The organism is Bradyrhizobium sp. USDA 241 (assembly GCF_049739505.1).
GTDB lineage: Bacteria > Pseudomonadota > Alphaproteobacteria > Rhizobiales > Xanthobacteraceae > Bradyrhizobium > Bradyrhizobium liaoningense.
The window spans coordinates 611421-632868 of the sequence record NZ_JBMGPZ010000004.1; the positions used below are offsets into that span (position 1 = coordinate 611421).

20 protein-coding genes are annotated in these 21448 nt (G+C 63.8%); 14 read left to right on the forward strand and 6 right to left on the reverse strand.

The window, feature by feature from the left end:
• Positions 1-461: 461 nt before the first annotated feature.
• Together ABIF91_RS12680 and ABIF91_RS12685 are read right to left on the reverse strand one after the other, a co-directional pair.
• Positions 462-671: a cold-shock protein gene (locus tag ABIF91_RS12680; RefSeq protein ID WP_028180113.1), complete on the reverse strand. Its 210-nt coding sequence runs from the start codon at positions 669-671 to the stop codon at positions 462-464.
• Positions 672-1014: 343 nt separating this feature from the next.
• On the reverse strand, positions 1015-2079 hold the full coding sequence (locus ABIF91_RS12685; RefSeq protein ID WP_011084514.1) for an IS630-like element ISRj1 family transposase: 1065 nt from the start codon (positions 2077-2079) through the stop codon (positions 1015-1017).
• A 692-nt stretch (positions 2080-2771) separates the two neighbouring features.
• Between ABIF91_RS12685 and ABIF91_RS12690 the strand changes: the two genes are divergently transcribed.
• The gene (locus ABIF91_RS12690; RefSeq protein WP_028181394.1) at positions 2772-3455 is read left to right on the forward strand and encodes a response regulator; all 684 of its coding nucleotides are present in this window, start codon (positions 2772-2774) and stop codon (positions 3453-3455) included.
• The gene (locus tag ABIF91_RS12695) at positions 3452-5389 is read left to right on the forward strand and encodes a sensor histidine kinase (protein ID WP_028181395.1); all 1938 of its coding nucleotides are present in this window, start codon (positions 3452-3454) and stop codon (positions 5387-5389) included. The genes ABIF91_RS12690 and ABIF91_RS12695 overlap by 4 nt, the downstream gene beginning before the upstream one ends.
• A gap of 133 nt (positions 5390-5522) precedes the next feature.
• On the opposite strand, the gene ABIF91_RS12700 is transcribed toward ABIF91_RS12695, so the two are convergent.
• Positions 5523-5813: a hypothetical protein gene (locus ABIF91_RS12700; RefSeq protein ID WP_027573323.1), complete on the reverse strand. Its 291-nt coding sequence runs from the start codon at positions 5811-5813 to the stop codon at positions 5523-5525.
• Between the two features lie 235 nt (positions 5814-6048).
• On the opposite strand from ABIF91_RS12700, the gene ABIF91_RS12705 reads away from it, so the two are divergent.
• Positions 6049-6273: a cysteine rich repeat-containing protein gene (locus tag ABIF91_RS12705; RefSeq protein ID WP_028181396.1), complete on the forward strand. Its 225-nt coding sequence runs from the start codon at positions 6049-6051 to the stop codon at positions 6271-6273.
• Between the two features lie 162 nt (positions 6274-6435).
• Here ABIF91_RS12705 and ABIF91_RS12710 read toward each other — a convergent pair whose 3' ends face one another.
• Both ABIF91_RS12710 and mddA read right to left on the reverse strand, forming a co-directional pair.
• Positions 6436-6858: a GFA family protein gene (locus ABIF91_RS12710; RefSeq protein WP_035669816.1), complete on the reverse strand. Its 423-nt coding sequence runs from the start codon at positions 6856-6858 to the stop codon at positions 6436-6438.
• 91 nt (positions 6859-6949) lie between these two features.
• A complete protein-coding gene (gene mddA, locus ABIF91_RS12715) occupies positions 6950-7738 on the reverse strand; it encodes a methanethiol S-methyltransferase (protein ID WP_028181398.1) in 789 nt (262 codons plus the stop codon).
• Positions 7739-7871: 133 nt separating this feature from the next.
• Here mddA and ABIF91_RS12720 point away from each other — a divergent pair, with 133 nt between their 5' ends.
• A complete protein-coding gene (locus tag ABIF91_RS12720) occupies positions 7872-9419 on the forward strand; it encodes a winged helix-turn-helix domain-containing tetratricopeptide repeat protein (RefSeq protein ID WP_028181399.1) in 1548 nt (515 codons plus the stop codon).
• Between the two features lie 19 nt (positions 9420-9438).
• Here ABIF91_RS12720 and irr read toward each other — a convergent pair whose 3' ends face one another.
• Entirely contained in the window at positions 9439-9927 is a 489-nt protein-coding gene (gene irr / locus ABIF91_RS12725) for a Fur family transcriptional regulator Irr (RefSeq protein ID WP_028181400.1), read from the reverse strand.
• A gap of 540 nt (positions 9928-10467) precedes the next feature.
• Between irr and ABIF91_RS12730 the strand changes: the two genes are divergently transcribed.
• From ABIF91_RS12730 to ABIF91_RS12775, 10 genes are all read left to right on the forward strand, one after another.
• Positions 10468-12018, forward strand: a complete 1551-nt coding sequence (locus ABIF91_RS12730) for an ABC transporter substrate-binding protein (RefSeq protein WP_028181401.1) — start codon at positions 10468-10470, stop codon at positions 12016-12018.
• Positions 12019-12239: 221 nt separating this feature from the next.
• A complete protein-coding gene (locus ABIF91_RS12735; RefSeq protein ID WP_011084514.1) occupies positions 12240-13304 on the forward strand; it encodes an IS630-like element ISRj1 family transposase in 1065 nt (354 codons plus the stop codon).
• Between the two features lie 13 nt (positions 13305-13317).
• Complete coding sequence (locus ABIF91_RS12740) at positions 13318-14289, forward strand: ABC transporter permease (RefSeq protein ID WP_028178131.1); 972 nt, start codon at positions 13318-13320, stop codon at positions 14287-14289.
• On the forward strand, positions 14286-15125 hold the full coding sequence (locus ABIF91_RS12745) for an ABC transporter permease (protein WP_035669824.1): 840 nt from the start codon (positions 14286-14288) through the stop codon (positions 15123-15125). Before ABIF91_RS12740 ends, ABIF91_RS12745 begins: the two co-directional genes overlap by 4 nt.
• Before the next feature lies 1 nt (position 15126).
• A complete protein-coding gene (locus tag ABIF91_RS12750; protein WP_028178133.1) occupies positions 15127-16746 on the forward strand; it encodes an ABC transporter ATP-binding protein in 1620 nt (539 codons plus the stop codon).
• Between the two features lie 366 nt (positions 16747-17112).
• The gene (locus tag ABIF91_RS12755; protein ID WP_162832007.1) at positions 17113-17289 is read left to right on the forward strand and encodes a hypothetical protein; all 177 of its coding nucleotides are present in this window, start codon (positions 17113-17115) and stop codon (positions 17287-17289) included.
• Positions 17286-17495, forward strand: coding sequence for a hypothetical protein (locus ABIF91_RS12760; RefSeq protein ID WP_028178134.1), 210 nt, complete (start codon positions 17286-17288; stop codon positions 17493-17495). Before ABIF91_RS12755 ends, ABIF91_RS12760 begins: the two co-directional genes overlap by 4 nt.
• 195 nt (positions 17496-17690) lie before the next feature.
• Positions 17691-18011: a hypothetical protein gene (locus ABIF91_RS12765; protein WP_028178135.1), complete on the forward strand. Its 321-nt coding sequence runs from the start codon at positions 17691-17693 to the stop codon at positions 18009-18011.
• A 227-nt stretch (positions 18012-18238) separates the two neighbouring features.
• Positions 18239-18964, forward strand: a complete 726-nt coding sequence (locus ABIF91_RS12770; RefSeq protein WP_028178136.1) for an outer membrane protein — start codon at positions 18239-18241, stop codon at positions 18962-18964.
• Positions 18965-19128: 164 nt separating this feature from the next.
• Entirely contained in the window at positions 19129-21285 is a 2157-nt protein-coding gene (locus ABIF91_RS12775; protein ID WP_028178137.1) for a methyl-accepting chemotaxis protein, read from the forward strand.
• Positions 21286-21448: the final 163 nt, after the last annotated feature.

The window sequence follows — 21448 nt, forward strand, 5'->3', positions numbered from 1 at the left end:
ACTTCATAGAGAGCTGCAACAAGTCGCTGCCTAGCACGAGACAAACATGGGTCAGCCGAGGGAGTTGGCGGACGAATGCGCCATGAACGTCCAATCCGATTGCCGGCTACTGGTCCAATCTGCCAGTTGCATCATCCTTCGGACGGGGAATTCCGTACGGGACCGACAATCAACCTGTAGGTGGGCAGCGAAGCAGAGTTCCACGATTCCAGGGTCGTGCTGCAAACCGAGCACTCGAAGCCGGCGATCTGCCGACTGGGGCTATTTTACCTTTTCGGTCCGTTCAAGTTTTTAGCTGGGCAACCGCCGGGCCGAATGTCGAAGACAAGCCACGGCAAACTCACTTGACGATCGCCTTCACGGATTGAAGCAAAAACCCCGCCCCTGATGACTCAGGCGCGGGGGACCACAAGCTCTGCCAGTACATCCGTGGCTAGAGCGACAGGTCTGTCGTGCCTCAACTAGGCAGCACGAAGATTTTCGGCAGCGGACTTGCCCGTACGGCGGTCTGCGACGACGTCGTAAGACAGCGTCTGACCTTCGTTAAGGGTGCCCATTCCGGCGCGTTCGACCGCGCTGATATGAACAAAAACGTCGTTGCTGCCGTTTGCCGGCTGGATAAAGCCGAAGCCCTTTTGGGTGTTAAACCATTTCACTGTACCTGTGTTCATCGGGTCTTCCTTTCGCATACGCGCAGGAGCTGGCACGCGGACTTGCGGCCAGTGTTCCAGTTTGTCGATGTTGGAGAATGTCTGAAACGTGCGCGCCGTCAGGACCTGAGGCGAAAGCGGAACAGTTGTTCGGCCAGTATCGATGCTTGAGACCATACATCAATAGTTGCGAGACCACAAGAAGAAGCCAATAGCTCTTCTCATCATGGTTGGTGTATTTGTCCGTAGCTGAAGCCCGTGGTGACTGATGCGGAAGCGACCTCGGGCGCTCGGAACTATAAAAGGCTCTTCCTCTGCCCGACAGAACTAACCGCCGGCCGGGGCTGGCGACTAGTACCCGGAATCAGAGCTGAGTGATACGGCGGCCTTTGAAACGGCGTTGACGGACCTTTTTCTTGGTCCAGACGAAGGGCTCGGCTCTGTCGTTGTATGCGTTGACGTAGGCATCGATGTGTTCCTGAAGCTGCTTGAGGCTCGTGAAGGAGGTGCCGCTGAGCGACTGCCCCTGCAAGATGGAAAACCATACTTCGACCTGATTGAGCCATGACGCACTTGTCGGCGTGAAATGAAATTGCACGTTGGGGTGGGCCTTGAGCCAGTCCTCGTTCTTTTTATGGGTGTTGAGGTTGTCGAGGATGACGTGAAGCTTGCGGTTCGGAAAAGTCGCGGTGACGCTGTTCATGAAATCGAGAAACTCGACGCGGCGCCGGCGTTTTGAATGGGTCGCGATGATCTTTCCGGTGGCGACTTCGAGCGCCGCAAACAATGTTGTGGTGCCATGCCGCTTGTAATCGTGGCTTTGGCCGGTTAAGGCGCGGCCATTGGGCAACTTCAGATAACCCTGCGCTCGCTCCAAAGCCTGGATCGAGGGCTTCTCGTCCACGCACAGCACAATGGCCTTCGCCGGCGGCGCGACATAGAGGCCGACAACATCGGCGGCTTTGGCCGTAAAGTTCGGGTCGTTGCTCTCGCACCAGGACTTGCGAGCCACCAGGTCAATCTTGTGGCTGCGCAGGAACCGCCAGACATATTGGACATCGACATCGCCCAGCGCCTCGGCCAGCAGGGGGCCGGTCCAGCGCGCAAACCCTTGCGGTGGCGGCTTATCCAGCAGCTTCAGAATCCGCTTGTCGGTCGTCTTCGTATAGATCGGCTGCTTGCCAGGCCGCGGCTTGTCTTGCAGCCCTTCAAGGCCATGGTCGGCATAGCGATGCCGCCAAAGGCTGACAATCCGCGGCTGGACCCCAACTTCCTTGGCGATCGACCGGGTGCTGCGCCCATCCGCCGCCAACAGAACTATCCGCGCCCGCTTCAAATCGCGCTGCAACGTCACCGGTGAGCGACAGCACGCCTCAAGCACCTTGCGATCTTTCCTCGAAAGGTGGACTTCTCTTGCTTCGGGTATCATCCCGACCTTGAATCACGACTCACGTTCCAAGAAAAGTGGGTACTAGTTGCTCGAAATGCTTCCCACAGGTTCCCTTTTCGCGCGCTTTTCTGCATAGTTCGGCATGGCAAAAGTAAAAGTGAGCTTCAAACCACTCCGTAACTCAGAGGGCGACTGGACTATTGTTGCCGAGTACCCCGGCGCAGAACCCCGAGAAATCACGGGCTTCACGAGCAAAGCCGAAATCGATGATTGGATGAACGGGGAGCGCCGGATCGCTTGGCTCCGATCACAGGGCTACGCGAAGTGACATGATGATCCTTTCTTCCAGCCATCGCGTCGTCACTTTCGGCTTGTGGTGAAGGTCTGGCCGTCATCTCTATTCTAGCCTGCCTAATTGGCGGGCGTTATCGCTGACGGTCGAAGTTCTCGTCGCGGCAAGGTAGGCGCATCACCGCTTCTGGCCCAACGGACATCTGGTGAGATGCCTCAATGGGCCGGTGCCAGAGGCAGAGCAGACCTCATACGCGCCTCGAGTGCAGCGCGGATTGTGAGCACGCGCTCTAGCTCAGGCGCAAACCTACGACTGTAAATCCGCGCTTGGCGCCGGACCGAGTTATCGTCGCCCCCATGATTATGGGTGTCGCGGCATCCGCGCTGCGGTTAAACTTGGCTCGCGCCGCGGGGGACACGCGGGTCGCGGGACGATGATCATGACCGAACAGGGCGAGACGGGTGAGGCCATCACCATCCTCCTCGTCGAGGACGACGCGCCGACCTGCTGGCGGCTCCAGGATGCGCTGGTCAAGGCCGGTTACGAGGTGCGTAGCGCCGGCACGCTCGCGGAGGCGCGGCAGGCCCTGAGCGTCGGCGCGCCGCGCGTGCTGCTGACCGATCTGCGGCTGCCCGACGGCCACGGCGTCGAGCTGATCCGCGAGACCCGGCAGCGCCTTCCAGACACCGAGATCATGGTGATCTCCGCGCTCGGCGACGAAGAGAGTGTGATCTCCGCGATCACGGTCGGCGCCACCGGCTATCTGCTGAAGGACGCCTTCCCCACTGACATCGCCACCACCGTGCGCGACCTGGTCGCCGGCCATTCGCCGATCTCGGCCTCGATCGCCCGTTTCATCGTGCGCAGAACACAGGGAGCCGCACAGAATTCGGCCGAGCCGCCGCCCGGGCCCGCGCTCAACACGGCCAGGCTGACCCCGCGCGAGATCGACATCCTGTGGGGCATCGCGAAGGGCTTCAGCTATGCCGAGATCGCGAGCCATCTCGGCCTGTCCAGGCAGACCGTGCCCGGCCACATCAAGAACATCTATCGCAAGCTCGAAGTGCACACGCGCAGCGAAGCGGTGTTCGAGGCGGTGCAGCAGGGCCTGATCAAGCTGTGAGCGAAATCGCGGCCAAAGCACCTACGGAGGCACCAGCCACACCCGCGCGGCGCCGTCTGCTGGCCTCGCGCCTCGTGCCCTATCTGCTATTTCAGGCGCTGATCGTGATCGCCACCATTCTCGGCTTGCGGCTGCTCCAGCCGAGCGACCCCGAGGATTTTGCGCTCAGCGGATTCGCGCTGCGGGAGGACGGCGTCACGCGCCCCGTGACGCTGCCGCATTTCACGTCGTCGCGCTACTCCCTGGCCGACCCGCCGTTCTACACCGGCGTCTTCATCTTCCGGAGCGGCGATGCGGCCTCGGGCTGGTCGGTGTTCCTGCCGCGCTTCAGCAACGCGGTGGAGGTCGCCGTCAACGGCGTCGTCGTGCTCGACTCCCGGCGCGATGCCAACGCCAACCGGCCCGACCGCAATACGCCGCAGATCGCGCTCATCCCCGCTTCGCTGCTGCGCGAGGGCGGCAACGAGATCACGGTGCGGCTGTTCGTGTGGGGGCCGCTCAAGGGCTTCCTGGACACCGTCTATGTCGGACCGGATGCCGCCTTGCGCCCGGCCTACGAGACACGCACGCTGCTGTTCGTCACGCTGCCGGTGGTGTTCTCCGCCTGGCAGGCGATCCTGGCCGTCATCCTCGCGATCATGTGGCTGATGCGGCGCCGCGAGCCGGTCTATGGCGTGCTGGCGGTGGCGATGGTGCTCGGCGTGGTGCAGGCGTTCGCGCAGGCGCCCGTGCCGCCGGCCACCGCATCCCGGCTCGCCGCGGTGCTGCTGGCGTCCGCGCCGATCGAGAGCGCGCTGGTCGTCGTGTTCGGCGTGCTGTTCTTCGGCTGGCGCTGGCCGCGCTACGGCACGCTGCTGTTCGTGCCCGGCGTCGTCGTGTTCGTGGTCGGGCTGATCGGGGGCCCGCCGCTGCCACGCATCCTCTTCCTGGTGCTCGGCATTCCCACCGTCGGCCTCTGCCTGTTCCTGATGGCCTGCGTCACGGCAGCCGCGGTGGTACGGCGGCAGGACGCGGCGAGCTTCATGATCGGCTGCGCGGTGACCATCGTGCTGGTCTGCTGGATCCAGGACATGCTTACGGTGCTCGAGATCGAGACCAGCGATCGCATCTTCGTCTCGCGCCTGTCCTATTCGGCGATGCTGGTCGCAATCGGCGCCGGGCTGACCTGGCGCTTTGCCCGCGCGTTGAACCAGGTCGACAGCTTTGCCGGCCAGCTCGTGACGCGCGTGCGTGAAGCCGAGGAACGGCTGAAGGCGAGCTTCGCCCGCGAGGAGGAGCGCGCCCGCGCCGCCGCGCTCGCCAACGAGCGCACGCGCCTGATGCGGGACCTGCATGACGGCCTCGGCGGCCAGCTCGTGAGCATCGTCGCATTGTCCGAGCGCGGCAGTGAGGGCACGACCATCACGGACGCGGCCCGCGCGGCGCTGAAGGACCTGCGCCTCGTCATCGACTCCATGGACGACATCGGCGGCGACCTGATGCTCGCGCTCGGCTCCTGGCGCGAGCGCGCGACCGCCCAATTGCGGCCGCACGACATCGCGCTCGACTGGCGCGTGGCGACGCCGCAGGGCCTGCCGCTGCATCCCGAGCTCAGGCCATGGCACGTCATCCAGATCGTGCGCATCCTCGACGAGGCCGTGACCAACGCGGCCAAGCACGCACAGGCCCGGCATGTCGCGGTCACCATCGAGACGCATGACGGAAGCCAGGGGCCTTACGGCGTGATCAGCGTCACGGATGACGGCCGCGGCTTTGCGCTGGCCGGCAATTGCGAGGCCGCGGCCGCAGGCCAGACCGCCCGTGGCCTGCGCAACATGAGAAGCCGTGCCGCGCGCTGCGGTGCGGTGCTTGACCTGAGCTCGGATGCCTCCGGCACCCGCGTGCGCCTGCAATTGCCGCAGCACTTTCCCGACAGCGACATGGCTGCGGGCTGAAAAGCCCCCTCTCCGGACGTGTGGGGCGCACGGAGAGAGGGGACGGGCCCGGTGATTGCCTGCGGAGGACGGGGGGTTCGCCCGCAGGCTCCGTTGGCCCGAAGCAATGCAATCAAATCAATCGAATGGAATATCAGCGCACGCCGACGCGATTGACCGGGCCGCCGCGATTCATCGGCGTACCTGCGCGCACGCCGACGCCGGGCGCGCCGACACCGGGGGTCGCCACCGCAGCTCGCGCAACCGGAGCTCCCGGCGCGACCACCACCGCTGCGGTCGGCCGTACCACGCAGCCCTTGGGCACCCCGACGGTCTTGCAATAGACCACCGCCTGCGCCGGGCTCGTACCCAGCGACACCATCGCCGCGCCCGCCAGGGCCATGATCGTCAGCCCGGCGCCCAGCGCTCCAGCTCTCTTCGACATCTTGCTCTCCTGCTTCCCGTTCGGCGTCCCGATGCAATCACCGGGTTTCGCAGCCGAGGTGCAGCCTGAATGGCAAAAGTCGGCGCTGGGATACATGCCATGAAGATGGGGGTACGGCGCTCGGGACACCGAGCCGGTGCCATGAACATGGCATGGACCCACGCCTGGGCTTCGCGAGATGGTCCGGCCGGCGTGATCCCGGTCGGGACCAACCACGATTCCAATGAGGTGCCTTATGAAGATTTCGGTTCTTGCCGCGCTGCTGCTCACTGCCGTCGCCCTGCCCGCTGCTGCACAGTCCGGCCCATCGATCCAGGAGCAAATGGCCTGCCGCGGCGACGCCAGCAAATTCTGCGCCGAACATGTCGGCAAGCCGCCGCAGATGAACGCCTGTCTGCGCGAGAACAAGGCGAAGCTCTCGGACTCCTGCCGCAAGGTCGTTGAATCCCGCGGCGGCTAGTCTTTCGTCCTTCTCCCTTTGGAGAAGGCAGCGAGGGCGGCGCTCTGCCGCCCTCTCGAGAGACAGCTTCGGCATTGGGAGAGGCCTCAGCACACGCCTCGTCCTTCGAGACGGGCGTCTCGAAGGATGGCCACAGGGAGGAACCTTCAACTGAAGGCGCCGCTACTCCTGCATCATCTCGCCGCTGCCGCCGAACTCGGCCGGAAAATCCTTCAGCTTGGGCAGGCCGTCGCGCATCGGCAGCACGGTTTCGGCATAGTTGACGTGGACGCCGGGCGTGAACGCGAGCGTCGGGATGGTGGCGGCGAAGACGTCGACCAGACCGAGCGGCGGATGGTTGGTCATGAGATGGCCGCCGCACTTCCTGCAATATTTGCGCTGGCTGGCCGGCGTCTTGACGAAGGTCTCGACGTTCTGGGCACCTTCGGTGATGCGCACCGCTTCGGGCTTCCACAGGCTGAAGGCGTTGACCGGACCGCCCGACCAGGAGCGGCAGGAGCGGCAATGGCAATAGCCCATCGCCTCCGGTGCACCCGTGACCTCGACCGTGACCGCGCCACAGAAGCAGTTTCCGACATGTTTCATTTGGGCGTCTCCGTTCTTTTTTTGGGATCATCATTGCGCGTCGGCGCCCCGCGCGTCCTCCTTTCGGTGGACGCGCGGGGCGAGGCCGAGACTATACCGACCGGCGCCAGGGGATAAGCATGGAGACGCGTTGCCTGTATTGCCGATACTCCTCGCCGAAGAGATCGACGAGATCGTTCTCCTCAAGCGCGATGCCGACGAAGATATAGAGCGTGGTCACGGCCGCGAACAGCAGATGGCCCGCGGTCATGGTCGGCGCCGCCCAGAACGCGATGATGAAACCGAGATAGATCGGATGGCGGACGAACTTGTAGAGCAGCGGCGTCTTGAAGCGCGGCGGCGCCGCCTCCTTGCCGGCGAGATGGTCGGTCACCTGATGCAGTCCGAACAATTCGAAATGGTTGATCATGAAGGTCGAGGTGAACACCAGCACCCAGCCGGCGAAGGACAGCGTGACCAGTGTCACGGCAAGATCCGGATTCTCGACGTTCCATATGACCGACGGCAGCGGGCGCCATTGCCAGAACAGGAGCAGCAATGACAGGCTCGCGAACAGAACATAGGTCGAGCGCTCAACCGCCTTGGGCACGAATTGCGTCCACCAGGCCTTGAACTGCTTGCGTGCCATCACGCTGTGCTGAAGGGCGAACAGCGTCATTAGGAGGAGATTGACGATGAGGGCCTCGACCGTCGACGAGTCGCTTCCGGTGTCGATGGTCTTGGGCACCATCACCCCCATGACGAAGCCGATGGCGTAGAGAATGGTGACGAAAAACACGAGATATGCCGCAATTCCGTACAGAAAGGCGATGAACTTGAAAATGCGAGAGCCCGTCACCTCCGGGCCGATGGAATGAACCTGTTGATCAATTTGGGTCATGAAATGCTCCGTTGTGCCGAGACATCGACACGGTTTGGTCGTCGCACCATGCCGGATCGGACGTCCCGGGACTTTCGCGGATGGTTGATTTTCGCCTGAGACGACTTTGATTTTTGCTTGAGACGATGAAAACGTGCGATTTCGCTTTGAAAACAACGTGCTCGACAGTGACCTGCGGGAGCTCACTTGCGACGGGGCGGCCGTTCCATTGCAGCCGCAAGTGTTCGATCTGTTGCTTTATCTGGTCACGCAACGCGCGCGTTTGGTCAGCAAGGATGACCTGATCAGCCAGATCTGGGGCGACCGCATCATCTCGGATTCCGCCCTGAACAGCCGGATCAACGCCGCGCGCAAGGCGATTGGCGACGACGGCGCGACCCAGCGGTTGATCAAGACCATTCCGCGCAAGGGCTTTCGTTTCGTCGGCGAGGTCCGGGAAGAAGCGGCAGCGTCCCCCGCGCGGGCGGGAACCAGGCTCACTCCCCCGCGCGCGGCCGACCGCCCGGCGATCGCGGTGCTCGCCTTCGAGAACATGAGTGGCGATCCCGCGCAGGACTATTTCGGCGACGGGATCAGCGAAGACATCCTCACCGCGCTGTCGAAGCAGCGCTGGTTCATGGTGATCGCCCGCAACTCGTCCTTCACCTACAAGGGACGCGCGGTCCACATCAGGCAGATCGCCGAGGAGCTCGGCGTCCGCTACGTCGTCAAAGGCAGCGTGCGCAAGGCGGACAACCGGGTGCGCATCACCGCGCAGCTCAACGACGCCGTGTCGGGAAACCATCTCTGGGCCGAGCGTTATGACCGCGAGCTCGTCGACGTCTTCGCCGTGCAGGACGAGATCACCAACTCGATCGCCGCGGCGATCGAGCCGCAGATCCACGCGGCGGAGAATTTTCGTGCCCATCGCAAGCCGCCCGCGAGCCTGGACGCCTGGGACCTGCTGATGCGCGCGCTGTCGCACTATTGGCGCGTGACCCGGCAGGATCACGACGCTGCACGGGCGCTGCTCGAGCGCGCGATTGCAATCGATCCGAACTACGGCCAGGCGCTGTCGGTGCTGGCCGTGAACGACATGTTCGGCGTGCATCTCGGCTGGGCCGAGCTGGCCGCGGTTGCCCCGGTCGCGGAAGCCGCCGCGCTCGCCGCGGTGCGCTGCGACCACGAGGACGCCTGGGCCCATGCCGCGCTCGGCAGCGTCTGCTTCTCGACACGCAGGCTTGCGGACGCGCTGTCCGAGTTCGAGCAGGCGCTCGCGCTCAATCCGAACTTCTCGCTGGCGCAGGGTTATTACGCGCTGGCGCTGTCCTATGCCGGACGTTCCCGGGATTCGTTCGAGGCCGCGCAAAGGGCGATCCGGCTGTCGCCGCGCGATCCGTCACTGGCGATCTATCACGGCATCGCCGCCTATGCCCGCTTCACCGAGCGGCATTATGACGAAGCCATCGCGCTGGCGCGCGAGGCGATCCGCCACCGCGGCGACCTCACCGGCGCCTACCGCGTGCTGGCGGTCTCCGCCGGCATGACGGGCGACGGAGTGCTTGCGGAGATGGCGCTCGGCGAGCTCCGTCGCACCCAACCCAATATCTCGCTGCACTGGATCGCGACGCAACTGCCGTGGGCCAATGACGGGGATCGCGAACACTATCTGGAGGGATTTCGGCGCGCGGGGTTGCAGTAGGAGATTCGCCAAGCCCGGGTTACGCCATGCGCTTGCGGCGCAGGTGGACGATGACGTCGAGCCGCGCGATCTCGTGGCCGGGAAGCGCCTCGGGCACTTTTGTGAAGGCCAGGCCATCGGTAACGTCGACCAGCATATCCTCGCCTTCGAGATAGAAGTGCGGATGCACGGACGTGTCGGTGTCGAAGAACGACTTGATGCCGTCGGCCGCGATCCGGCGCAGCAGGCCGGCTTCGGTGAACTGGTTCAGCGTGTTGTAGACGGTCGCGAGCGACAGATACGCGTTCGTCGCCATCGCCTCTTCGTAGAGGCTCTCCGCGGTGACGTGACGATGGCCGCCCAGGAACAGCAATTGGCCGAGCGCCAGGCGCTGGCGCGTCGGACGCAGGCCGGCATTGCTCAGCAATTGCAGGCAGTGCTGCACGCCCGCCTCCGACGAGGGATCGAGGCCGGCGACATCAGGCCCGCTATCGTCATCCGCAGGGTTGGTCGTGGCCTGAATGTCCATGGATCGTCTCACAGCTCAAGGAAACGGGACGCGCAGTGCCGTCCCGCCAGTTGCCATTCGATCGCAAAAGCCGTGGCTCGGCTTTGATCCGGATCAAATTCGCAGCAGATCCGCCACTGACCGATCGCGGGGGGCGGTCATGAGCTCACCGGCAGCGTCGCGGTCCTTTCCGAGGACGATATTTCGTACTACGGACAAATTGGCAGAGGTGCTTGCGGAGCTGCAGCGGGCCCTCGGCGTAGAATGACGGCCTGATGCTTTTGGTCGCAGGCGCAGGCTTGTGCAATCACGACCGACATTGCCGCGAGGCCGCCTGGTCGCCCGGCGCGAGCCAGCCTGACGTCGCAGAAGGACTCGCGGCAAAAACAGGACGCGCTGTACATTTTTTGTGCGAACACTGTCGAGACTTTCATCTTGCGGCGCCGAACGAGACTGTGTGAGCCTCGATATCGGATGGGGACTGGGATGGGCCGACCGTCGCTTTGCGCGCCAGGACGTTGCGAAGCGTTCACGGCTGGCCTCGCTTGAGAAAGATACGACATGTCAAAACGAGTGTTGCTTGGTCTTCTCCTGGCTTGCGGCCTCACGGCCTCGGCGCTGGCGCAAGAGCCGAAAACAGGGGGCACGATCAATGCCGTGATCCAGCCCGAGCCACCCGGCCTGATGCTTGCGCAGATCCAGAATGGCCCGACCCAGATGGTATCGGGCAACATCTTCGAAGGCCTGCTTCGCTACAGCCCCAAGCTCGAGCCGCAGCCGGAGCTTGCCGAGAGCTGGAGCGTCAGCGAGGACGCCAAGACCTACACCTTCAAGCTCAAGAAGGGCGTGACCTGGCATGACGGCAAGCCCTTCACCGCCGCCGACGTTCTGTTTTCAATCGAGATGCTGAAGCAGACCCACGCGCGCGCCCGCAACAATCTCGCGCAGGTCGAGAAGGTCGAGGCGCCCGACGACTACACGGTGGTGTTCACGCTGAAACAGCCGTTCGGCCCATTCCTCGGCATCTTCGAGGTCGGCTCGATGCCGATGGTGCCGAAGCATCTCTACGAAGGCACCGACTGGAAGACCAATCCCTACAACAACGCGCCGGTGGGCACCGGCCCCTTCATGTTCAAGGAATGGCAGAAGGGCTCGTTCATCCGCCTGGTCAAGAACCCGAACTATCACGAGAAGGGCAAGCCCTATCTCGACGAGATCTACTGGCAGGTCATTCCCGACGCCGCGGCACGATCAGTGGCGTACGAGACCGGCAAGGTCGACGTGCTGCCCGGTGGCTCGGTCGAGAATTTCGACGTGCCGCGGCTGTCCAAGCTGAAGGACACCTGCGTCACCGGCGCCGGCTGGGAGTTCTTCTCGCCGCTGGCCTGGCTGTGGCTGAACAACCGCCAGGGGCCGCTCGCGGACAAGCGGGTGCGGCAGGCGATCATGTATGCGATCGACCGCGACTTCGCCAAGGACGTGATCTGGAACGGGCTCGGCAAGGTCGCGACCGGCCCCTCAGCCTCGACCATCAAGTTCTACACCGACGACGTGAAGAAATATCCGTACGATCCGGCCAAGGCCAAGGCGCTGTTGAAGGAAGCCGGCTACAAGGGCGAGAAGATCCGCCTGCTGCCGCTCGCCTATGGCGAGACCTGGCAGCGCTGGGGCGAAGCGGTGAAGCAGAATCTCCAGGACGTCGGCATGACCATCGAGACGATCGCCACCGACGTTGCCGGCGGTAACCAGAAGATCGCGGAGTGGGACTACGACATCGCCTTCACCTATCTCTACCAGTACGGCGATCCCGCCCTCGGCGTCGGCCGCAACTACGTCTCCAGTGCCATCGCCAAGGGCCAGATGTTCAACAACGTCGAGGGCTATTCCAACCCGGAGATCGACAAGCTGTTCGCCGACGGCGCGGTCGCGACGCCGGATTCCAAGCGCAAGGAGATCTACGAGAAGGCGCAGAAGATCCTGGTCGAGGACGTGCCGGTGGCCTGGATGCTCGAGCTGCAGTTCCCGACCATCATGCGCTGCAAGGTCAAGAACCTGATCACCACGGGGATCGGGGTCAATGACGGCTTCAAGGACGCATGGCTCGACAAGTGACGAGATGCATGTGACACCGCGATAGAATCTCGGTCGCGGCGTCGCGCTCCAGGGCACGAACTGCTTCACGATGAAAACCATATCGAGACGCTGAGGCATCGGCGGCGCTCACCTCTCCCCGTCGGGGAGAGGTGTTCCTCGCGGCGAGACCGCCTCGATCAACTGACATACGAGTCTAGTACCCACTTTTCTTGGAACGTGAGTCGTGATTCAAGGTCGGGATGATACCCGAAGCAAGAGAAGTCCACCTTTCGAGGAAAGATCGCAAGGTGCTTGAGGCGTGCTGTCGCTCACCGGTGACGTTGCAGCGCGATTTGAAGCGGGCGCGGATAGTTCTGTTGGCGGCGGATGGGCGCAGCACCCGGTCGATCGCCAAGGAAGTTGGGGTCCAGCCGCGGATTGTCAGCCTTTGGCGGCATCGCTATGCCGACCATGGCCTTGAAGGGCTGCAAGACAAGCCGCGGCCTGGCAAGCAGCCGATCTATACGAAGACGACCGACAAGCGGATTCTGAAGCTGCTGGATAAGCCGCCACCGCAAGGGTTTGCGCGCTGGACCGGCCCCCTGCTGGCCGAGGCGCTGGGCGATGTCGATGTCCAATATGTCTGGCGGTTCCTGCGCAGCCACAAGATTGACCTGGTGGCTCGCAAGTCCTGGTGCGAGAGCAACGACCCGAACTTTACGGCCAAAGCCGCCGATGTTGTCGGCCTCTATGTCGCGCCGCCGGCGAAGGCCATTGTGCTGTGCGTGGACGAGAAGCCCTCGATCCAGGCTTTGGAGCGAGCGCAGGGTTATCTGAAGTTGCCCAATGGCCGCGCCTTAACCGGCCAAAGCCACGATTACAAGCGGCATGGCACCACAACATTGTTTGCGGCGCTCGAAGTCGCCACCGGAAAGATCATCGCGACCCATTCAAAACGCCGGCGCCGCGTCGAGTTTCTCGATTTCATGAACAGCGTCACCGCGACTTTTCCGAACCGCAAGCTTCACGTCATCCTCGACAACCTCAACACCCATAAAAAGAACGAGGACTGGCTCAAGGCCCACCCCAACGTGCAATTTCATTTCACGCCGACAAGTGCGTCATGGCTCAATCAGGTCGAAGTATGGTTTTCCATCTTGCAGGGGCAGTCGCTCAGCGGCACCTCCTTCACGAGCCTCAAGCAGCTTCAGGAACACATCGATGCCTACGTCAACGCATACAACGACAGAGCCGAGCCCTTCGTCTGGACCAAGAAAAAGGTCCGTCAACGCCGTTTCAAAGGCCGCCGTATCACTCAGCTCTGATTCCGGGTACTAGATGCTCTCCTTTGTTGCCCAGCGTGTCGTGAAGGGCGTGGTCGTCCTGCTCGCGATCGTCGTCCTCAATTTCTTCCTGATTCGCCTTGCGCCCGGCGACCCCGCGGTGGTGATGGCGGGCGAGGCCGGGGCCACCGATCAGGTCTTCGTCAAGCAGCTCAGGGAGAAGTTCGGGCTCGACAAGCCATTGCCCGAGCAGCTCTTCATCTACGTCAAGGGCGTCGTGACGCTGGACCTCGGCTTCTCCTTCCGCCAGCAGGCGCCGGTCGCAAAGCTGATCGGCGAACGGCTGCCGGCGACGCTGCTGCTAACACTGACCGCCTTCGCGATCTCGCTCGCGCTCGGCGTCCTGTTCGGCACCTTCGCCGCGCGCTTTGCCGGCACCTTCCTCGATACCGCCATCACCGTGTTCGCGCTGATCTTCTACGCCATGCCGATCTTCTGGGTGGCGCTGATGGGCATCCTGTTGTTCTCGGTCACTATGGATTGGTTGCCGAGCTTCGGCTACGACACGGTCGGCGGCAACTATACGGGGCTTGCCCATGTGATCGACGTCGCCCAGCACCTGATCATGCCGGCGATGACCCTCGGCCTGTTCTTCATGGCGACCTATACCCGCATGACGCGCGCCTCGATGCTGGAGGTGAAACGGCTCGACTTCGTCAAGACGGCGCGTGCGAAAGGTCTCTCCGACGCCGTGATCCAGCGCCGCCACGTGCTGCGCAATGCGCTGCTTCCCGTCGTGACGCTCGCCGGCGTCCATTCGGGCACGCTGATCGGCGGCGCCGTCATCACCGAGACCGTGTTCGCCTGGCCGGGCATCGGGCGCCTGATGTACGACGCGCTGCTGCAGCGGGACTACAATCTGCTGCTCGGCGTCTTCGTGATCTGCTCCGCCATGGTCTTGATCTTCAACCTCATCACCGACCTGGTCTACCGACTGGTCGACCCACGCATCGAATTCGCCTCATGAAACAGTTCTGGAAATCGATGCTGAAAAGCCCGAGCGGCGTCATCGGGCTCATCATCCTCCTGCTTGCGATCTCCGTCGCGGTGTTCGGACCAATGCTGTTCCCGAACTCGCCGTGGCGCATGGTGCAGCGGCCGTTCCTGCCGCCGTTCACGCTCTCGACCGTGCCGCTCGGCACCGACGCGCTCGGCCGCGACGTGTTCGCCGGCATGATCTTCGGCGCACGGGTATCGCTGCTGGTCGGCCTCGTCTCCACGCTGGTCGCACTGATCGTCGGCGTGCCGATCGGCGCCATGGCCGGTTATTTCGGCGGCAGGGTCGATGACGCCTTGATGCGCTTCACCGAGTTCTTCCAGACCATTCCGAGCTTCGCGCTCGCGATCGTGCTGGTCGCGATCCTGCAGCCCTCGATCTATTCGATCGTGGCCTCGATCGCGGTGGTGAGCTGGCCGCCGGTGGCCCGCCTCGTCCGCGGCGAGGTGCTGTCGTTGCGCACGCGCGAATATGTCCAGGCCGCCGTGGTCACCGGCCAGAGCAACAGCTGGATCATCCTGCGCGAGATCCTGCCGAACGCGTTGTCGCCCGTGATCGTGCTCGCCTCGCTGATGGTGGCGACCGCGATCCTCCTGGAATCCTCGCTGTCGTTCCTCGGCCTCGGCGATCCCAATCTGATTTCCTGGGGCTACATGGTCGGCGCCGGCCGTACCGTGATCCGCCAGGCGTGGTGGATCACGGTGTTTCCCGGCATCGCCATCCTGATTTCGGTGCTCGGCCTCAATCTGATCGGCGAAGGCCTCAACGACGCGCTCAATCCGCGCCTGTCGCGCGAGGGACGCTGACATGACCGCCCCCGCCACTGTCTCCATCAAGAACCTGCGGATCGCGCTGCCCAAGAGCGCCGAACGGCCGTACGCCGTCGACGGCATCTCGCTGGACCTGCGGGCCGGCAAGATCGTCTGCGTGGTCGGCGAATCCGGTTCCGGCAAATCGATGTGCGCGCACGCGCTGATGGGCCTCTTGCCCGATACGGTCGACGTCACGGCCGGCGAGATCATGTTCGAGGGCCGCGACCTGCTCAAGCTCGACGACGACGGCTGGCGCGATCTGCGCGGCCGCCGGCTGGCGATGATCTTCCAGGAGCCGATGACGGCGCTGAATCCGTTGATGCGGATCGGCGACCAGATGGCGGAGATGTTCGAGGCGCACGGCCTGCTGACGCCGAGGGAGCGCCGCGCGAGGGCGCTCGCATTGGCACGCGAAGTCGGCCTGCCCGATCCCGAACGAATCGTGCGCGCCTACCCGCACCAGCTCTCCGGCGGCCAGCGCCAGCGCGCCATGATCGCGATGGCGCTCGCGCTCGAGCCGGCCGTGCTGGTCGCGGACGAGCCGACGACCGCGCTCGACGTCACCACGCAGGCGCAGATCCTGAAGCTGATCCGCAATCTGCAGCGCAACCGCAACATGGCGGTGATGTTCATCACCCATGATTTCGGCGTCGTCGCCGACATTGCCGACCAGGTCGTGGTGCTCAGGCACGGCAAGGTCGTCGAGGAAGGTCCTGCCGCGACCGTCTTCAGCGCGCCGCAGCACGACTACACCAGGGCGCTGCTCGCCGCCGTGCCGTCGATGGATCCGCCGGCGCGCGCTCCTCTCGACGATCGGGCCAGGGCCGTCGAGGTGATCGGGCTGGACAAGACCTACGTCACCTCGGGCGGCTGGTTTCGCGAGGACCGCCGCGTCGATGCGGCGCGCGCGGTCAATTTCAACATCCTCAAGGGCGAGACGCTCGGCCTCGTCGGCGAATCCGGCTCCGGCAAATCGTCCGTGGCGCGCCTGGTGATGCGGCTGATCGAGGCCGACCGCGGCACGGTGCGGATCGGTGAGACCGACCTGACCTCGCTTTCCGGCAAGGCGCTGCGCGCCGAGCGTCATCGCATCCAGATGATCTTTCAGGATCCATTCGCCTCGCTCAATCCGCGCCGCAAGATCGGTCACATCATCGCCGACGGCCCGATCGCGGCCGGCATCGATCCGAAGGTCGCGTTCGACCGCGCTCGCGATCTCCTCAAGATGGTCGGCCTGGACGCCGGTGCGCTCGAACGCTATCCGCACGAATTCTCCGGCGGCCAGCGTCAGCGCATCGGCATTGCGCGCGCGCTTGCGCTCGAGCCGGAGATCATCGTCGCCGACGAGGCCGTGTCCGCGCTCGACGTCTCGGTGCAGGCGCAGGTATTGAAGCTGCTCGAAGACCTCAAGGCGCGCCTCGGCCTCTCGATGCTGTTCATCACCCACGACCTGCGCGTCGCAGCCCAGATCTGCGACCGCATCGCGGTGATGCAACGCGGCGCGATCGTCGAGTTGAAGCCGACCGCGCAGCTGTTCGCCGCGCCCGAGCATGCCTATACGCGCGAGCTGCTCGCGGCGGTGCCGGGACGAAAGGAGCAAGCGCCGGCGGCCTGAGGGACTGGTCGGGCGGATTCACCGGATTCGAGATCGTTCCAAGAACTTGCACGCCGCAGAGGCGAAACATATTCGCTCCGGCAGCATTTCTTCGTGAGACTTTTCTTGCCGACGAGCGCAAGGACAGGCCGACACAAGCATTCCCCCGCTCGGCTGCTGAAGCCGCGCAACTGACATGAGGTGGTGCGCGGGCTTGCAACCCAACGCGAGAAACACCGGGACGTTGGGGTGCAGCAGCGCGGTCACGCGCTTTTTATTCGGTCGTGACTGCCGCGCCGCTTCAAGGTCGACGGCGGCACCATAGATAATGATTGAATGTTTTGCGTCATCTCATGACAGACTCATGAGTTGAAATTTGGAGCCACCATGGGCGAAGTCATTCGATTTGTCTCGAAATCCGAGCGCGAGCGAGCGCGCCTCATCCAGGAGGCACGCGCCATTTACGACAGCATCTTCCCGCCGGCGGACCTGGCCGGCGAGGAGCAGGACGAACCGGCAACCGGTCGCACGTTCATCGGCCGTGACGGAGGTAACGTGTCGTGATCAAGATCATCGCCGTGCTTTGCAGCCTCGCCTCTCCCGCCAATTGTCACGAGCAGATCGTCACCACTTCGGACTTTGCGCAAATCTCGGTGCAGTCCTGCCTGATGGGTGCCCCGCAACTCGCCGAATGGATGAACCAGCATCCGGCCGAGCGACTGGCCGCATGGCGCTGCGTGATCGGCAACCAGGGTGGCAGGGGCATCTGAGGCCGAAGGCGGCAGCATCTGCCCACCGTCTTTGGATGGACCCGAATCAGCGCTAAAGAGCGATGCGATTAGGATGAATCGTCATCGCGCTTCAGGTTATTGTTTGGGCATGATCTTTCTCGGAAAACCGCCGCACACTTTTTCGGATCATGCGGTAGCGCTTTGCGTTCGGCGACTTCCCTGGACGCAAGCAGCATGACCGGCCCCGAACTGAAGCAGCTCCGCGCCGACCTCTCCGATGCCCTCGAGCGGAAGCTCACTGCCGCCGACATGGCGAAGCTGTGCGGATTGCCGGAGAAGGGTGGCGCCGACACCATCCGACGCTGGGAGGTCAGTGGCCCGACGCCGGCGGCGACCAGGGTTCTGCGCGTGCTCGCGATGGCGAGCGAGCGCTATCCGATCCTGGAGAAGTTCGACATCTTCGATCGTCATGACGTGCGCGAGGAAGACCGGCCGGCAAAGCGCGCGGCCTTTCGCGAACAGATGCGCGATGAGGTGCGGCGGCGTCTTGGTTAACAAGAGGCGGCGCGCAAGTTACCTGCGATGCGCGAAATTAAGCCTTCCTTCACCACTTCTTAAGCCGCCATTAAGCACGAAAATCATTTACAGCCCAACAAGTTAGGTTGGCTGTCGCTGTGCCACGCATGTGACAGCATTTTCATCAAAAGCGAGCTATCTGCAAAACCAACGACGGCGCCGGAAAGCGCGCCTGCCGGGGACCTTACGTGTTGGAGTTCAAGACGATGAAGAAGATTCTGTTTGCGACCGTGGCGCTGCTCGTGGTGGGCGCGGCTGCGCCGGCCGTCGGCGCCGACCTCGGCAATCGCAGCTACTACAAGTCGCCCGCGCCGGCCTACGCCGCGCCGATCTACAATTGGACCGGCTTCTATATCGGCGGCCATGTCGGCGGCGCGTTCTCCAGCGACAACAATTTCAACGGCCTCTCCACCGGCAGCAACGGCAATGGCCGCTTCCTCGGCGGTGTGCAGGTCGGCGCCGACTGGCAGTTCAACCCGAACTTCGTGGTCGGCGTCGAAGGCCAATATTCCTGGCTCACGGGCAGCGTCGGCGCAGTGTTTCCGGGCGGCATCGCCTATACCAATGACCAGCGCGGCCTCGGCTCGATCACCGGCCGGGTCGGCTATACTTGGGGCCCCGGCCTGCTCTACGTGAAGGGCGGCTACGCCTATTCGGACAACAACGAGAAGGTGACTGTGGGCGGCGTGCCGACCGGCTTCATCATCGATGGCGATCACCGCAACGGCTACACCGTCGGCGCCGGCCTGGAATACATGTTCGCTCCGAACTGGTCGGCCAAGGCCGAGTACCAGTACTACAATTTCGGCGATGCGCACTTCACGGCGGGGCCGCTGGTGGGCACCGGCAACTTCACCACCGACGACCATACCTTCAAGGCAGGCGTCAACTACCGCTTCAACTGGGCAGGCTCGGCGGTCGGGCCCTACTGACCGGTTATCAAAATCTTATCACGATGAAGGGCCGGCCTCGTTGCCGGCCCTTCTTTTTTCGCTCTGCGGAACATGCGCAACCAATTGTGCCAAGGGCGATTTTTTAACCGGTGCTGCCGATACTGCGCTCACAAACAGAAGCAAGAACATTGGGGGAATTTTCGATGGCGATCCGTCTGGGCCTTGGCCGTTTCCTTGGCCGTTTCCGTCCTCGTTTCAGAATGCCGAAATGGGGCGTGCGCGGCAGCCTGTTCGCGGCCTTCGCGGTGATCGCGGGCATGGGCCTCGTGATCGCGGCCGGCGCCGGCCTGGCGCTGCAGAATCTCGGCGGACGCATGACCGAACTGAGCGGGCGGGACATTCCGCGCCTTGCCGCCAGCCTGCAACTGTCGGCACTGAGCGCCAGCCTTGCGGCCCAGGGGCCGGCTCTGCTTGCGGCGCAAAGCGACGACGCCCTGAACGAGCGCACCAAGAAGCTCAGGGAATTGCAGGAGCAGACGCAGCAGAAGCTCAACGAGATCATCGAGCTCGGCGGCGACAAGAGCGTCGTCTCCGGCCTCAGCGACACGATGAAGAGCATCAACGAGGCGGCCCAGAGCCTGGCGAAGGCCGCCCGCGAGCGGCTCGATATCGCGGCCCTCCACGACAAGCAATATGACGCCCTTCGCAGCGCGCAGAGCGCGTTCGTCGGCGCCGCAAGCCCGGCGATGCTGGACGCCCAGACCCGCGTCAACGCCATCCTCGGTTCAGCCGACCTGTCCGCCGCAGATGCAACCGAGGCCGCGCAGACCGTCGGCCAGCTCGGCAACGTCGTCGCCAGCGGCAATCTCGCCGCCGCCAACATGAGCGCGGCGCTGTCGGCGAACACGAGCGACAAGCTCGACGACATCCAGAAGGAATTCAAGACGGCGCAGGGACGCCTGCGTTCCAACCTCGACCTGTTGCCGGACAACCAGGGCAACAAGATGCTGCGCGAGACGGCGGAAAAGCTGCTTGCGCTCGGCACCGGCAAGACCGGCGTGTTCAATCTGCGCGAGAAGGAACTCGACTCCGTCGACTACGGCCAGACCATCCTAGACGAGACCCGCAAGCTCAATGTCGGTCTCGGCATCAGCGTGCAGCAGCTCGTCGACGGCGTGCAGAAGGAGACCAACGCCTCGACCTTCCAGGCGCGACAGGAGATTTCGCTCGCGACGTCGGTCATGCTGGCGATGGGCGCGTTGATGCTGGTCGGCTCGGCACTGTTCGTCTGGCTCTATGTCGGACGCAGCATCCTGCGCCGGATCGGCGCCCTGCATCAATCGATGCAGCTGCTCGCGAACGGCGACCTCGAAACCGAGATCTACCGCTCGAAGAACCACAACGACGAGATCTCGGTGATGGCGAACACGCTGCAAGTGTTCCGGGAGAGCATGATCGAGGCCCGCGCGCTGACGAGCGAGCAGGACAGGGACCGTATCGCCAAGGCCGAGCGTGCCGCGCGCATGGAAGCGAAGATCGCCGAATTCGAAAGCACGGTGCGCTCCGCGCTCGATAATCTCGCGCAGTCGGCCAATTCGATGCAATCGACCGCGCAGAGCATGTCGAACACCGCCGACCAGTCCAACGCGCTCGTGAACGCGGTCGCCTCCGCCGCGGAGGAAACGTCTGTCAACGTGCAGACCGTATCGGCCGGCACCGAGCAGCTGTCCTCCTCGATCCAGGAGATCAGCCGCCAGGTCGTGACCTCCGCCGAGATCGCCAAGAAGGCGGTCGACGAAGCGGGAGCGACCGACGCCACCGTGCAGAGCCTCGCCGACAGCGCGAGCCGCATCAGCGTCGTCGTCGATCTGATCCAGACCATCGCCTCGCAGACCAACCTGCTCGCGCTCAACGCGACCATCGAGGCCGCGCGCGCAGGCGAGGCCGGCCGCGGCTTCGCCGTGGTGGCCTCCGAAGTGAAGAGCCTGGCGAGCCAGACCGCCAAGGCGACAGACGAGATCCGCACCCAGATCGCCAGCATGCAAGAGGTCACGACCTCCGCGGTCGGCGCCATCCAGGGCATCGGCCGGATCATCGGCGAGATCAACGACGTCACCACGACGATCGCAGCCGCGGTCGAGGAACAGGGCGCCGCCACGCGCGAAATCGCCCGCAACATCCAGCATGCCGCCGGCGGCACCAGCGAAGTCTCCAGCAACATCGTCGGCGTCTCCACTGCGTCCGCCGAAGCGGGCGCTGCGGCAGGCGACGTGCTGAGCGCCTCGGACGCGCTCCGGCGCGAGGCCGATATGCTGCGCGGGGAAATCGACGCGTTCCTCAACGACATGCGGGCGGCCTGATCGTCATTCCGGCGACTTCGAAGCGGCGACGCCGGGATCCGCACCACGATCTCCGGATTCTCAGGTGCGCAACCGCGCACCAGAGGTCGCGCTTACGCGCGCCCCGGAATGACGGCATGTTTTGGCGACTTCAAACCGGGAGGCGGAAAACACGGCCGGTATG

Coding starts and splice junctions, on each gene's coding strand:
- ABIF91_RS12680 (WP_028180113.1), bottom strand. CDS start 671: ATGAACACAGGTACAGTGAAATGGTTTAACACCCAAAAGGGCTTCGGC.
- ABIF91_RS12685 (WP_011084514.1), bottom strand. CDS start 2,079: ATGATACCCGAAGCAAGAGAAGTCCACCTTTCGAGGAAAGATCGCAAG.
- ABIF91_RS12690 (WP_028181394.1), top strand. CDS start 2,772: ATGACCGAACAGGGCGAGACGGGTGAGGCCATCACCATCCTCCTCGTC.
- ABIF91_RS12700 (WP_027573323.1), bottom strand. CDS start 5,813: ATGTCGAAGAGAGCTGGAGCGCTGGGCGCCGGGCTGACGATCATGGCC.
- ABIF91_RS12705 (WP_028181396.1), top strand. CDS start 6,049: ATGAAGATTTCGGTTCTTGCCGCGCTGCTGCTCACTGCCGTCGCCCTG.
- ABIF91_RS12710 (WP_035669816.1), bottom strand. CDS start 6,858: ATGAAACATGTCGGAAACTGCTTCTGTGGCGCGGTCACGGTCGAGGTC.
- mddA (WP_028181398.1), bottom strand. CDS start 7,738: ATGACCCAAATTGATCAACAGGTTCATTCCATCGGCCCGGAGGTGACG.
- irr (WP_028181400.1), bottom strand. CDS start 9,927: ATGGACATTCAGGCCACGACCAACCCTGCGGATGACGATAGCGGGCCT.
- ABIF91_RS12730 (WP_028181401.1), top strand. CDS start 10,468: ATGTCAAAACGAGTGTTGCTTGGTCTTCTCCTGGCTTGCGGCCTCACG.
- ABIF91_RS12735 (WP_011084514.1), top strand. CDS start 12,240: ATGATACCCGAAGCAAGAGAAGTCCACCTTTCGAGGAAAGATCGCAAG.
- ABIF91_RS12740 (WP_028178131.1), top strand. CDS start 13,318: ATGCTCTCCTTTGTTGCCCAGCGTGTCGTGAAGGGCGTGGTCGTCCTG.
- ABIF91_RS12745 (WP_035669824.1), top strand. CDS start 14,286: ATGAAACAGTTCTGGAAATCGATGCTGAAAAGCCCGAGCGGCGTCATC.
- ABIF91_RS12750 (WP_028178133.1), top strand. CDS start 15,127: ATGACCGCCCCCGCCACTGTCTCCATCAAGAACCTGCGGATCGCGCTG.
- ABIF91_RS12755 (WP_162832007.1), top strand. CDS start 17,113: ATGGGCGAAGTCATTCGATTTGTCTCGAAATCCGAGCGCGAGCGAGCG.
- ABIF91_RS12765 (WP_028178135.1), top strand. CDS start 17,691: ATGACCGGCCCCGAACTGAAGCAGCTCCGCGCCGACCTCTCCGATGCC.
- ABIF91_RS12770 (WP_028178136.1), top strand. CDS start 18,239: ATGAAGAAGATTCTGTTTGCGACCGTGGCGCTGCTCGTGGTGGGCGCG.
- ABIF91_RS12775 (WP_028178137.1), top strand. CDS start 19,129: ATGGCGATCCGTCTGGGCCTTGGCCGTTTCCTTGGCCGTTTCCGTCCT.